Source organism: Hymenobacter montanus, from assembly GCF_014699115.1.
Lineage (GTDB): Bacteria > Bacteroidota > Bacteroidia > Cytophagales > Hymenobacteraceae > Hymenobacter > Hymenobacter montanus.
The window spans coordinates 16,817-28,915 of the sequence record NZ_JACXAD010000008.1; the positions used below are offsets into that span (position 1 = coordinate 16,817).

General features: G+C 57.0%; 12 protein-coding genes. 6 read left to right on the top strand and 6 right to left on the bottom strand.

The annotated features are described in order from the left end of the window. Window positions 1-67 precede the first annotated feature (67 nt). The 3 genes from IC235_RS08725 to IC235_RS08735 form a co-directional block, all read right to left on the bottom strand. The gene (locus tag IC235_RS08725) at window positions 68-2,464 is read right to left on the bottom strand and encodes a TonB-dependent receptor (protein ID WP_191004793.1); all 2,397 of its coding nucleotides are present in this window, start codon (window positions 2,462-2,464) and stop codon (window positions 68-70) included. A gap of 180 nt (window positions 2,465-2,644) precedes the next feature. Further along, window positions 2,645-3,847, bottom strand: coding sequence for a peptidase associated/transthyretin-like domain-containing protein (locus IC235_RS08730; protein ID WP_191004794.1), 1,203 nt, complete (start codon window positions 3,845-3,847; stop codon window positions 2,645-2,647). A 33-nt stretch (window positions 3,848-3,880) separates the two neighbouring features. Next, complete coding sequence (locus IC235_RS08735) at window positions 3,881-4,510, bottom strand: hypothetical protein (RefSeq protein ID WP_191004795.1); 630 nt, start codon at window positions 4,508-4,510, stop codon at window positions 3,881-3,883. A 231-nt stretch (window positions 4,511-4,741) separates the two neighbouring features. Here IC235_RS08735 and IC235_RS08740 point away from each other — a divergent pair, with 231 nt between their 5' ends. Together IC235_RS08740 and IC235_RS08745 are read left to right on the top strand one after the other, a co-directional pair. Beyond that, on the top strand, window positions 4,742-5,773 hold the full coding sequence (locus tag IC235_RS08740; protein WP_191004796.1) for a sensor histidine kinase: 1,032 nt from the start codon (window positions 4,742-4,744) through the stop codon (window positions 5,771-5,773). Between the two features lie 6 nt (window positions 5,774-5,779). After that, window positions 5,780-6,517: a LytR/AlgR family response regulator transcription factor gene (locus IC235_RS08745; RefSeq protein WP_191004797.1), complete on the top strand. Its 738-nt coding sequence runs from the start codon at window positions 5,780-5,782 to the stop codon at window positions 6,515-6,517. A gap of 107 nt (window positions 6,518-6,624) precedes the next feature. Here IC235_RS08745 and IC235_RS08750 read toward each other — a convergent pair whose 3' ends face one another. The 3 genes from IC235_RS08750 to IC235_RS08760 form a co-directional block, all read right to left on the bottom strand. Then, window positions 6,625-7,083, bottom strand: coding sequence for a hypothetical protein (locus IC235_RS08750; protein ID WP_191004798.1), 459 nt, complete (start codon window positions 7,081-7,083; stop codon window positions 6,625-6,627). A 200-nt stretch (window positions 7,084-7,283) separates the two neighbouring features. Beyond that, complete coding sequence (locus IC235_RS08755) at window positions 7,284-8,048, bottom strand: SMI1/KNR4 family protein (protein ID WP_191004799.1); 765 nt, start codon at window positions 8,046-8,048, stop codon at window positions 7,284-7,286. Window positions 8,049-8,093: 45 nt separating this feature from the next. Continuing rightward, window positions 8,094-8,471 carry a hypothetical protein gene (locus tag IC235_RS08760; RefSeq protein WP_191004800.1) on the bottom strand — a complete coding sequence of 126 codons (378 nt, stop codon included), beginning with the start codon at window positions 8,469-8,471 and terminating at the stop codon, window positions 8,094-8,096. 270 nt (window positions 8,472-8,741) lie between these two features. Here IC235_RS08760 and IC235_RS08765 point away from each other — a divergent pair, with 270 nt between their 5' ends. The 4 genes from IC235_RS08765 (at window position 8,742) to IC235_RS08780 (ending at window position 11,907) form a co-directional block, all read left to right on the top strand. Further along, window positions 8,742-9,746, top strand: coding sequence for an SDR family oxidoreductase (locus IC235_RS08765; protein ID WP_191004801.1), 1,005 nt, complete (start codon window positions 8,742-8,744; stop codon window positions 9,744-9,746). A gap of 117 nt (window positions 9,747-9,863) precedes the next feature. Then, window positions 9,864-10,580: a Sir2 family NAD-dependent protein deacetylase gene (locus IC235_RS08770; protein WP_191004802.1), complete on the top strand. Its 717-nt coding sequence runs from the start codon at window positions 9,864-9,866 to the stop codon at window positions 10,578-10,580. A gap of 313 nt (window positions 10,581-10,893) precedes the next feature. Beyond that, window positions 10,894-11,316: a hypothetical protein gene (locus IC235_RS08775; protein WP_191004803.1), complete on the top strand. Its 423-nt coding sequence runs from the start codon at window positions 10,894-10,896 to the stop codon at window positions 11,314-11,316. Window positions 11,317-11,544: 228 nt separating this feature from the next. Next, window positions 11,545-11,907, top strand: a complete 363-nt coding sequence (locus IC235_RS08780; RefSeq protein WP_191004804.1) for a hypothetical protein — start codon at window positions 11,545-11,547, stop codon at window positions 11,905-11,907. The last annotated feature ends 192 nt before the right edge of the window (window positions 11,908-12,099 follow it).

Here is a 12,099-nt window from a genome sequence, read left to right on the forward strand (position 1 = left end):
TGGTACTTGACTATCTGTCCTTTATAATCACTACCAGCTGACAATCAGCAAAACACAACTAAAGAATTTAGAAGTTGAAGTTGTAGGTGGCGCTGGGCAACAGCGAGCCAAACACCGACAGGCGGACGGCTTCCGTTCGGGTGGGGTTATCCTCGTTCTGGCGGAAGTAGATGCCGAAGGCGTTGCGGCGGGCGTACACATTGTAGATGCTGAACACCCAGCTGCCCTGCCAGCGCCGGTTCGGGTGCGGCTTCTGCTGGAGCGTGGCGGCCAGGTCGAGTCGGTGGTAAGCCGGCACGCGGAAGTTGTTGCGCACGTCGCCATTCACGTTGGGCACCACCAGGCCCTGGTACACGTAGCGGCTGTCGGGCACGGTGGTGGCCACGCCGGTGCTGTAGTTGAACGTGGACGACAAGGAGAGGCGGTCCGACACCGCGTACACGCCCACCAGCGCCAGCACGTGGGTTTTGTCGTACTTGTTAGCGTACCAGTTGTTCTGGTTGATGCCGTCAATCTGGCGCTCGGAGCGGCTTAGGGTGTAGCTCAGCCAGCCGGTGAGGCGGCCCTCGTTCTTCTTTATGTAGAATTCAGCCCCGTAGGCCCGTCCCCGGCCGTAGAGCAGCTCGCCTTCGAGGTTCTGGTTGAGCAGGGTGTTGGCGCCGGCGATGTAATCAATTTGGTTGTCCATCCGCTTGCCAAATACCTCCACCGACGTTTCGTAGGCGTTATTCTTGAAGTTGCGGAAGTAGCCCAGGCTGAGCTGGTCGGCGTGCTCGGGCTTCACGTTGCGGGTACTGGGCAGCCACACGTCGAGCGGCGTGGCGGCCGTGGTATTGCTGATGAGGTGGATGTACTGCACCATGCGGTTGTAGCCGAACTTAAGCGAGGAGCTCTCACTCAGCGCGTAGCGGGCCGACAGGCGGGGCTCCAGGTTGGGGTAGCGGCCCAGGGGCCGGCCGGAGCCGTAGGTTTGCGGGTTTACCGGCGTCAGCTGCTGGCCGAGGGTTCCTTCGTAGTCGTAGAACGTGCCCGTGCTGCGGTTCTCAAACAGGGTAGCCCGCAGCCCGTACTGCACCGAGAACACGGGGCCAAAGCTGCGCTCCTCGTCGAGGTAAGCGGCCCACTCGGTACCTCGCTGTTCTTGCAGGCGCAGCTCGCGGTAGATGGACTTGTCCTCCGTCGGCACCACGTGGCCCGGCTGAAAGGTGTAGAAAATGCTGCTGGCGCCGAAGCGCACCACGCTCTGGGGGTTACGGAAGAACTCGAAGTCAGCCTTGGCGCTGTAGTCAGTGATATCCGACTTCCAGTCAAACCCCTGGGTACCGGTGGGCACGCCCAGCCCGTAGTCGTAGCGGCTGGCCAGCGCCGTCACATTCATAAACAGGCGGCTGTTGAACACGTGGTTCCAGCGCAGCGTGCCGGTCTGGTTGCCCCAGCTGTTCTGGAACACCTTTCCGAACTTGAACACGTCGCGCCCGAAGTAGCCCGACAGGAAAAGGCGGTCCTGCTCGCCCAGCGTATAGTTGGCCTTGGCCGATAAGTCGTAGAAATACGCTTGGTTATCTTTCTGTTCCGGCACGGCTTTGAGGAACAGGTCGGCGTAGGAGCGCCGCCCGGCCACCATGAATGAGCCTTTATCCTTCACGATGGGGGCCTCGACGGCCAAGCGGCTCGATACCAGCCCGATGCCACCATTGGCCGAGAGCCGCTGCGAGTTACCGTCCTTCATCCGAATGTCGAGCAGCGAGGAGAGTCGCCCGCCGTAGGCCGCCGGAATGCCGCCCTTCACCAACTTCACGTCCTTCACCGCATCGGGGTTAAACACCGAGAACAGCCCGAACAAGTGCGAGGAATTATACACCGGCGCCTCGTCCATCAGAATCAGGTTCTGGTCGATGCCCCCGCCGCGCACGTTGAAGCCGGTGGCCCCCTCGCCTACGGTGCTCACGCCCGGCAGCAGCTGAACGGCGCGTACCAGGTCGGCCTCGCCGAGCAGCGCCGGCACCAGCTTAATAGCCCGGGCATCGAGGCGGGCCACGCCGACCTCGGTGCTACGCACGTTCTGGTCGGGCACCTTGCCCGTCACCACGACCTCGGCCGTTTCTACGCCCTTCGTACTCAATTTCACCGAGTGTACCAGGCTGGCCGTCAGGTCCAGCGTCTCCTCCACGGGGGCGTAGCCCACGTAGGTGTACGTGAAGGTGTAGCGACCCGGCGGCACGGTAAGCGAATAGAAGCCGTACTCATTGGCCGTGGCCCCGGCCCCCAGGCTCTTTACAAAGACGGTGGCCCCAATGAGGGCCTCGCCCGTAGCGGCGTCTTTGAGGTAACCGCTGAGCGTCGTGCGGGCCCCCGTGGCGCGGCCAGTGGGTGGCGAGGCAGCGGGCAGGGTTTGAGCAACTGAGGCTATTGGAGCCGCCACCAGCAGTGCGGCGGTCCCCAGCAGCAGGAAACGTTGTTTCATAAAATAGAAAAGTGGGTTTGGAGAGTAGATACACAGCTGCCGCAATACCCCTATGCCGTCGCTAAAAAAAATCAATCAGCGGGTAATTGTCGCATAGGCCGGGCCTAATACGAGCAAAGGCCCGGTCCTGCCGACCGGGCCTTTGCTGCTGAAGAAATTTTCTGGTCAGCGGCTGCCGCACTACAGCCGCACTAGCTCGATGCTTTTGAGGATGTTCAGAAGCTGCTCCTTCAGCTTGTCTTCGTTGTCGCGCCGGTTGCCTTGCCGGGTGGTATAGTTGGCGCTGGCGGCGTAACCAATTACGAGCAGCCTTTTCTCGGCATCGTAGAAAGGTAAGTAGTATACATTCAGCGAGACGGGATGGTAAGCCCCCACTTTATTTTGCCAAATGGCGGCCGGCGGCATCCCGATCAGCTCAGAAATTTCGTTGGTAGCCGTGGTCAGGTCGCTGTGCGAGGCTTGCGTGGCCGCGTATAGCGGAATGGTCAGCCCGAATTTATTTACCTCACCCACCTTGGTCGACGGTCCGGTACTGGCCAGTGGACTGGGGTCGCCGGCAGCGGTCAGCCAGCCCGCCTGGTCTAGCTCGCTGAACCGGGCAATGCGGGCCAGCATCTGGGGCATACCGGCTCGGATAGTGGCGTTAATGTCGGCATTGGGAACGCCATCGAATAGGTCCGCGGTGCCATCGACAACGTAGGCACCCACCCAGGCCTGGTAGTACTTGGAATTGAGGTTGGTGCGGTTGGAGAAGGCGTTGTCGTTTTCGGCGCGGCCGATGGCGAAGTAGTTCATGCCCCGCTGGCCGATGGGTTGCCACTGGCGCGTCATGTCGAGCTTGATGAGCCGCGTCCACTGGGGCGGCAGGTTGCCGAAGGTCACCCGGTAACCGTTGCGCTGCTCAGTGGGTAGTGGCGTGGCCGCCAACTGGCCTATTAGCTGGTCGAGTTGTTGCTGAAAGGCATTAGGGGCCGGGCGCAGGTACAGCTTCAACTGGCCCAGACGGGTCCGTTTTACGGGTACGGGCTGATCGGCCCGATAGGTACCAGGCAGCAGCGCGCTGAGCGTGTACGTTTGCGCGGGGTCGAGAACGGGCGCAAACGAGAAGTTGCCTTGAGCGTCGGCCTCTATCTCTTCCGTGATGCTGTCGGGTTGCGCCGCCGAGCGGCGCGCCAGCAGTCGCACCGTGGCCAGGGGCACCGCTTGGCCCGTAGTTACGTCCAAAACCTGACCTTGTAGGGGCGTAGCCGCGCCGAGGTCGTAGTCGTCGTTTCGATCGCAGCTGGCTAGGGCCAGGCCACTGAGGCACAGGGCCAGCAGGGCCCCGGCAGGCAGCCGCCGCGTAGTGTTACTCAGGTCCATAATTTTTCGCGGAGTGCTCATTGCTCACTGGGTGGTTAAAGGCGGCGGAGGTCCTTAAAAATTACCAACCTTTAAGGTCAGGCCCGTGGTGAAGCTGTTGAGTGCCGTATCCGACACGCCCGGCAGCTTGAAGTTGGGCGCGTAACGATAGGTGGCCCCCAGCCCCACTATTAGAAACCGCGTCAGGTTTACTTCCACGTTCACGCCCGGCTCCACGATGAAAAACCCATCGGAATGAAAGTGCGTCGCGCCCGGTGTTGGGTAGTCCCAGTCGCGGCTACTGGCCGCGCCACCGCCGATGAGCACCGGAAAGGCCAGGTGCACGAGGCCCGTGGTGGGCAGCAGCGGTTCGAGGTACAAGCCGCCATAAGCGACCGTCAGCTGGTTGGAGGCGGAGGTCCAGGCGTTGCTGTTACGGTAGTGGTTGTCGGTGAGAAAGCTGCCACCCAGGCTCAGCGCAAAGGTCCGGTTCAGAACCACGCCGGTTCGGCCACCGAGCGACCAGGCATCGCGGCCGGCCAGGGAGGAGTAGTGGAAGGTGCCGGCCGCAAAAAAGCGGGGGCGGGTGCCCGACCCGAACAAGGTTTTAACTTCCTCTGGGTTGTTGCCCGCAGGCGGGGTCGATTGAGCGCAGGCCGCAACGCTAAGTAAGGTAAGACCCGCACCGAGAACTATTTTTTTCATGAGAAAAAGCCGTAATAAAATGGATAAATAAGCTGAGCGAACGGCTGCAAAATTGCGGCCATTTCCTAGGCCAAACCCTTAATTTTTAGTGTCTTACTCATATAATTGACCAACTCTGTCTTATCCCGGACCAACGGGTTGCTGGCGGCGGCTAACGACGTTGGCCCCCGCCAGCAATCCGTTGGTCACTAAAAGGATTGAAGCTGGCGGCCGCCGGCTAGCTTTGCTTACATGAAACCTTTTGTTAGCGGCAAACTACCCGCGTGGCTGACCAGCCGGGGAACTTTGCACGGCCTACTTTGGGCCTTCATTATCGGGCAGACTTATACCTACTGGTACGCTGGTCATGCGCCGGGCCAGCCCCTGCGGCAGCCCTGGGGGCCGCTGCTGCTGATAGCGTCATACATGCTGCCCGTGTTGGTCCACGACTTCGTGCTGCTGGCGCGCCTGTTTCGGCCCGGTGGCCACGCCCGCTATTTTGGGGCGCTGGTCGCGTTAATCGGGGTTAACTCGCTGCTCAGCGTCCCGGCCCTGAATGCGCTGATTATCATAAAAACCAACCTGTTCCAGCACCTATTCAATACGGCTGGCTTTCTGATTATTTCCAGCATACTCCGTTTCTACCGGCGCAACGTGCAACAACAAATCGACTTCCAGGAGCTGCAAGCCAATCAGGCCCGGGCCGAGCTACATGTGCTCAAGGCCCAGATTAACCCGCACTTTCTCTTCAACACGCTCAACAGCCTTTATTCGCTGGCCCTCGACAACTCGCCCCAAACGCCGGACGTCGTGCTCAAGCTGGCCGACCTCATGCGCTACATTCTGGAGCAAACCGCCCAGCCCCAGGTATTGCTAGCTCAGGAATTGGCCCACCTCGACAACTATCTCTGGCTCGAAAAGCTGCGGCTGGGCCGCCGGGCCACCGTGGCGCTAGACGTGCAGGGCCCCACCGACCTGCTGGTAGCGCCCATGCTGCTGCTGCCCTTCGTCGAAAACAGCTTCAAGCACGGGGCCAGCCAGCTCGCCGAGCACGTTCGCGTACACATTGCCGTGCAAACTGCCCCCACTGCCCTGAACTTCGTTATCGAGAATAACAAGCCGGCCCAGGCCGCCCCCCCGCTGGCAGTAGGCCCGTCGCGGACGCCCGTGGGCCTACGCAACGTGCAGCGCCGCCTCGAGCTGCTCTACCCCGGGCGCTATACCCTTGAGCTCGACAACCAACCGGCCCTGTACCGGGCGCGCCTTCACCTCGACCTCCGCTAACGACCCATGCCAAAGCTGAATTGTTTGATTGTCGAAGACGAGGAGTTGGCCCAGAATATCCTCGTCAAGTTTATTGGCACCGTCGATGCCCTGCACCTGGTGCACACCTGCAACAACGCCCTCGAAGCCCTGCCCTTCCTGCAGGAAGGCACGATCGACCTGTTGTTTCTCGACATTAACATGCCCGTGCTCAATGGCCTGGATCTGCTGCGGAGCCTACCCCACCCACCCCACGTCATTATCACGACGGCTTACTCCGAGTATGCTCTGGTGGGCTACGAGCTCGCCGTCAGTGATTACCTACTCAAGCCCTTTGCTTTCGGGCGGTTTCTCAAAGCCGTGAACCGGGTAGTGGCTCTCCACCAGGCCCGGCAGCCGCAGCCCGACCCGGCCCCCGCTCCGGCGGTGGAGCCGGCGGCATTGTTTCTTAAGTCGGGCAAGCACATCCAGCAGTTTCAGCTCGCCACCCTCTCCCACCTCGAGGGCTGGGGAAATTATGTGCGGCTACACGTGCAGGGCCAGCGCCCGGTGCTGGTGCACGAAACCCTCAGCGCCGTACTGGCGTTGCTGCCCCCGCAGCGGTTCGTGCGCATTCACAAATCGTTCGTGGTCGCCCTCGACAAAATTGACCGGCTGGCGGCCAATGCCGTGCACCTGGGCGGTGAGGTCCTACCCGTGGGCAACACCTATAAGCAGGCTCTTCAACAGGCCTTTGCCAAGCGCATGCCGCCCAGCGAGAGCTAAACAGCTCCCGCCGGCAACAACCCCGGATACCCGCCGGAAGCTTGTACTGGAGATTTCAGCTTGTCCCTCCGTTTAGCACTGGTGGGCGCATTGCCCGGTTCCGCTTCTTACGACAATAGGCGCGCCTGGTGCGCAGCATTGAGCAAGGCTGGGGCATTTTTCAGCGTGGCCAGTACTACTTCCTTTGCCGCCTGCTTTAGCTCGTCCCGGCTGATGTCCCTAGTTTCTTCGCGCACCAGCTCGGCCAGGGCCTGGAAGGCGTGCGCGAGCGCCTGATGCCGCGGCCGTTCGACTTGCAACTCTTCGTACACGAGGTCGAAGTGGGCCCGGATTTTCTTGCGCCTGGTGCGAAACACCGACTCATTGGCTACCTGTGGCCGGATGCTCTCGAGCAAGGTCATCAAGGGCAGCAGCTTAATGGCGGCGGTGGCCACGGCCCCGCTGAGGCGGTGGCGCTGGCTGGGAGTGGTTTCGGGCGGAAGAGCCCCGGGCGGAGCGGGCGCCTCGCCGCTGAAAGCTGAGGGGGCGCGCTCTTCGCCGGGCGAGTTGTGATGGCCAGAGGGCATGCTGCTGCGCAGGAAAAAGCGTTAAATGCCCGCCAAGATAGCACTGGGAGGGCCACCCAAGCGCCCCAATCGAATCCCTATGCTTTATTCGCCTAAGGCTATCGTAACAATGCCAACATAGCAAGGTCCTCGTTAGCTTTCAAACTGCCAATGGTAGAAATCTAACGGGCTTCGACACCTCTTCAGCTAGGTTTTGAGAGCTAGGTCCAGAAGTTTTTTATAAAAGGCAATTCAAAAGTACCCTCCTCTGAATGATAGGTAACCAACTCAATAGGCGGTAACCCTTCAAAATAGGATGCATCGGTTTGTAGTACGCCTTTTTCATGACCGTTGTATTTTGAATACAGTGCTTCTCTTGCCAACACGATTCCTTTCGTATAGAGCAAAAACTCCAGGTACGACGTAAAATTGGTAACAACAGAATCGGTATAGACAGCCTGGTTGTCGGTTCCCATTATAACTGGTGGATTACTCGTACCATCTAGGAAGAAGGACATATTTTCGTACTTACTAAAAAAATCAAAGGGCTTAATCTTTTCTTTGAAAGAAAGCAGGCCGTACGTTTTGCCGGCAAAACGCTCTTTATCAATATTATTCATCCCATCAAAATAAATAAAATCCTTCCAATCATAATAAAGAACTTTATCAATGGGCCAAAGAAAGACAGAGCCATCATCCGGCCAATAATCATACGCAGCATATGTCCAATCTTCAGGTGCGTCCTGGAACTGGTGCGCTTCTGAATCAAATTTTGGATTCGCTTTCATGATCCATCTTAGCTGCAAGCCATTCGTTTGGCGGTAGAAGTCCTTAATGGCTTCATCCAACGGAAACCCAAGTGCTTGTTCTATTGCCAGCAGCTGATCTTCAGAAGCCGGCGGGAAAGTGCAAAAGGTAAGTAACTGTACCTCTGGTTGGGTTTGTAATGCACCCACCATTTCCGTAAAGCGCTGTACGTAGTTCATTGATTTTATCAAACTAATCTTATAGTCGTGATGTGTATTTTTGATTCATAAAATACGGAGGCGAAATTTAATGAATCCGTTGAGAAGCTGCACCAGCTCAGCAATCAACAAAAACGCTCCTTCACCGCGACAGAATCCATTACCTGATTCATCTGAAAAATAATCACACGCAAGCACCGGGATGACCTTGATGACCAAAAACTGTTTAGGTCTTTTCTCCAGCAGTTCGGGTAACGCCCCAGACAACCCACCCTTTTGATTGCCGACCGGGCCTCCACCCGTCAAGCTCACAGAGAATACCTCCATCAGGCTGACCCATTTGCCCACCGCCTGTCCGGAACTCAACCCAGTTGAGCGGTTCTTCAAGGAAAGGCGCAGACAACTCCGGCCAATACCGTCTTTGAATCGCTCGAACTCGCTCAAATAAAGCCGTTGAGGTTTTCAATCAGCTTATCCCGTCTGCCAAGATTCAGCAAGCCAGCTTCGCCCCCTCGAAAGTGCGAGGCGGTTGGGTTGAGATTCGCTCCTTACCCTTTTGCTTGTAAGAAAACGTACGAGTTGGCACCCGCCGAAAAGCGTATCATCAGCCCGGCTCGTCTATAACCCAAGTGGTGCTCGGCCGTTACCTAACTACGGCTTTCTCGTTTTATTTAATTCTATCCTCATCATCCCCTCACCAGCTCTACCGAACTCATGCAACAATCCCTTCACGGCGCTACCGTCGTCATCACCGGCGCCTCCAGCGGTATTGGCCGGGCCACGGCCCTCACTTTCGCCCGGCAGGGCGCTCGCCTGGTATTGGCCGCGCGCCGGGCCGAAGTCCTGGCCGAGGTGGTGGCCGAATGCGAGGCCCTCGGGGCCCAGGCCCTGGCAGTACCCACCGACGTTACCGACGCGCAAGCAGTACAACGCCTGGCACAGGCGGCCGCTGACTTTGGCGGACGCATCGACGTGTGGGTCAACAACGCCGGCATCGGCGCCGTGGGGCCCTTCACCAACGTGCCCCTGGCCGCGCACGAGCAGGTACTGCGCACCAATTTGTTTGGGGCGCTGTATGGGGCGTACGCGGTGCTCCCCTACTTCCGGCGGCAGCGACGAGGCACGCTGATCAATGTCATTTCGCTCGGGGCCTGGCTGCCGGAACCTTACACGGTGTCGTACAGCGCCAGCAAGTACGGGGCGCGGGGCCTGATGGACACCCTGCGCACGGAGTTGAGCGAGGAGCCCCACATTCACGTTTGTGACGTCCACCCCGCCTACATCGACACGCCCGGCTTTCAGCACGGCGCCAATTATACGGGGCGCGTTATCAAGCCGGCGCCTCCGGTTTTTCCGGCTCAGCAGGTGGCTGATGCCATTGTTGGCCTGGCTCAGCGGCCCCGGGCGACTACCATGGTTGGCTGGACGGCCACGGCCCTGCGGCTCACCTACGCCCTGGCCCCGGGCCTCACCCAGTGGGCCGGGCTGCGCTTGCTCAAGCGCTACCTGCGGCAGGCCCAGCCCGCTCCGATAAGCGAAGGCAGCGTGTTCGCCCCCGCCCCGGCCCCCCACGGCACGGAAATATCGGGGGGCTGGGGCAGCTCTCAACCGGCGGGGGCCGGCCGAAAGTGGTTGGGAGCGGCCCTGGCCGCCGGCTTCGCGGCGGGCCTCTACGCCTGGCAACGACACGCTACGGCCCCCGCTCAAAGTCGGGTTTAGAGCGGGGCCGTGGTCTGGGTAATCTGGCCGGGGGATTCACCGTGGGTCTTGTTGTTACTTTGCGCGGCACCGCTCCGGCCTTTCCCGGCCACTTTCCTGGCTAAACCCGCCTTTCCTATGCCCACCACCAAACACCTGGTTGTTCTCACCGGCGCTGGCGTCTCGGCCGAGTCCGGCATCCGCACCTTCCGCGACACTAACGGGCTGTGGGAAAACCACCGCGTGGAGGATGTGGCCTCGCCCGAAGGCTTTGCCCGCAACCCGGCCCTGGTGCTCGATTTTTACAATCAGCGCCGGGCCCAGGCTCGCACCGTCGCCCCCAACGCCGCCCACCTAGCCCTGGCGGGCTTCGAGGAAGAGCCCGGCTGGCGCGTCACCATCATCACCCAAAACGTGGATGACCTGCACGAGCGGGCCGGCTCCACTGCCGTTATTCACCTGCACGGCATGCTCAACCAGATGCGCTCGGTAGCCGACGAGCAGACCGTGTACGACTGCCCCGGCGACATTCAGCTCGGCGACCTCGCCCCCGATGGCCACCAGTTGCGCCCCCACATCGTGTGGTTTGGGGAGCTGGTGCCTGCCATCGAAGAAGCCGCCGCAACCGTCACCACAGCCGATGCCCTGCTCGTGGTGGGGACCTCTTTGCAAGTGTACCCCGCCGCGGGCTTGCTGCACTACGCCCCCGCGGCCTGCCCGGTTTTCGTTATCGACCCCCACCAGCCGGCCGCCGGCCGAAGCGGCGTACGCTACGTAGCCGAGCCGGCGAGCACCGGCGTGCCCAAGGTACTGAAAGAGCTGGCTTCGAGCCAGGTCAGTCAGGTCTCTATATGAGCGGTGGAGGCTACAGATAACAGATAGGCAACGACAACCTGGAAACTGCCATCCCTGCAGGCACTTAGCTTCATTTATTACAGAAACCGCGGGCGGTGGGGAAATCATCCACACAGCACTCCATTACCATGGTCTATTCGGTCATGATCAGAGAAAGGAACAAAGTGTTAGATGCTCAACCTCCGTCTGTTTCAAATGGGATATATTTTTTCACGTCCTTTGCAGCTCTCCGCAACTTGGGTCCGTTAGCAAATCAGGAAAACCCCAATAACAACTAGCTTTAGTGTAAAGCCTTATATTTCCTAAACCGACTATGAATAGAGATTATTTAAGCAAGTTCTTAACTGAACCTGGCTTCATCTATTCTTATGGTATTTTGCCGCCATCAAGAGAAGTACTCACATATCCTAACACGTTTTGTATGTGGAATGGATACTTTAGTGATATTTACGAAGCATTAGTTGAATGTATAGGTCATAAGAACTTACCTATTGAATTTCTTAGATATCACACAGGCGAAGAATGGCAGGACGAGCAAGGCCACGATTATCTGCCAATTGATGCTGATTACACTTTATTATGCTTAAAAACATTGCTAGAGAGAAAAATAAAATTCCGGTTAGACAAAGGTTATGATATAAGTACTAATAACAACTCTGTAAACACCTGCGTTAGTAGCCTTATAGAATTTTTGATCCTACATAGAAGCCAACAGCTCTATATCCATTATTATTAAAACACAATTTACACGCGAGCTTGCCTGGATGCATAGATGAACCTATGTTTGGATTAGCAAGATTCGTTCTTCAACGAGTATTTAGCTAACTATCCGAAGTTAAAAAGGATGGTGAACGACAAAAAAATTGACTAGGCTAACCCAGATCGGCAATTTTATACTGTAAACTTCAAATTCAATAAATACAAAACCCCTTGCTAATGAAAAGATTAACCGAGAAGATCTGGTATGCTGTTTTTTTCTTGGAATGCTTATAAAGTTATTGCTCAAGAAATAACCTCTACCAGTCCCGATAGAAGAAAATGGATTGGTATGCATGTCATGAGCCACTACGATGTTAAACACATCTATGAACTATTCAATAAATTTCTACATTTCAAATATTGCTTACTGGCCTTTGAAATGTCAAGGAAAATATTTGAAGACTTGCAAATTTATGACAGTGATCTAGAAATAGACGAAGATATTTCAATCAATTATTTACAAGGATTCAATACAGAAGAAGAGCTTTACAAGCTATGTGATCAGCTTGCAGTAGCTCCTGAAATGTTTGTTCCACCTTGGAGGTGCAATTACCCACTTGCTGAATAATACTATAGATAATAAATTACCTTATTCAAAAGATAAAATATAACGACACAATAAATAAAATAATCGAACCTTCCTACAAGAACCTCAATAATCATTACATCGCAAAAGTAAAAAGCAATCGAAAGCATCAGAAACAAAAGAAAAACATTTTTTAGTCAATTCAACTAATATCTTAGTTCGAGAGGCAGCAAA

Coding starts and splice junctions, on each gene's coding strand:
- IC235_RS08775 (WP_191004803.1), top strand. CDS start 10,894: ATGAATAGAGATTATTTAAGCAAGTTCTTAACTGAACCTGGCTTCATC.
- IC235_RS08770 (WP_191004802.1), top strand. CDS start 9,864: ATGCCCACCACCAAACACCTGGTTGTTCTCACCGGCGCTGGCGTCTCG.
- IC235_RS08725 (WP_191004793.1), bottom strand. CDS start 2,464: ATGAAACAACGTTTCCTGCTGCTGGGGACCGCCGCACTGCTGGTGGCG.
- IC235_RS08745 (WP_191004797.1), top strand. CDS start 5,780: ATGCCAAAGCTGAATTGTTTGATTGTCGAAGACGAGGAGTTGGCCCAG.
- IC235_RS08730 (WP_191004794.1), bottom strand. CDS start 3,847: ATGAGCACTCCGCGAAAAATTATGGACCTGAGTAACACTACGCGGCGG.
- IC235_RS08740 (WP_191004796.1), top strand. CDS start 4,742: ATGAAACCTTTTGTTAGCGGCAAACTACCCGCGTGGCTGACCAGCCGG.
- IC235_RS08750 (WP_191004798.1), bottom strand. CDS start 7,083: ATGCCCTCTGGCCATCACAACTCGCCCGGCGAAGAGCGCGCCCCCTCA.
- IC235_RS08735 (WP_191004795.1), bottom strand. CDS start 4,510: ATGAAAAAAATAGTTCTCGGTGCGGGTCTTACCTTACTTAGCGTTGCG.
- IC235_RS08765 (WP_191004801.1), top strand. CDS start 8,742: ATGCAACAATCCCTTCACGGCGCTACCGTCGTCATCACCGGCGCCTCC.
- IC235_RS08755 (WP_191004799.1), bottom strand. CDS start 8,048: ATGAACTACGTACAGCGCTTTACGGAAATGGTGGGTGCATTACAAACC.
- IC235_RS08780 (WP_191004804.1), top strand. CDS start 11,545: ATGCTGTTTTTTTCTTGGAATGCTTATAAAGTTATTGCTCAAGAAATA.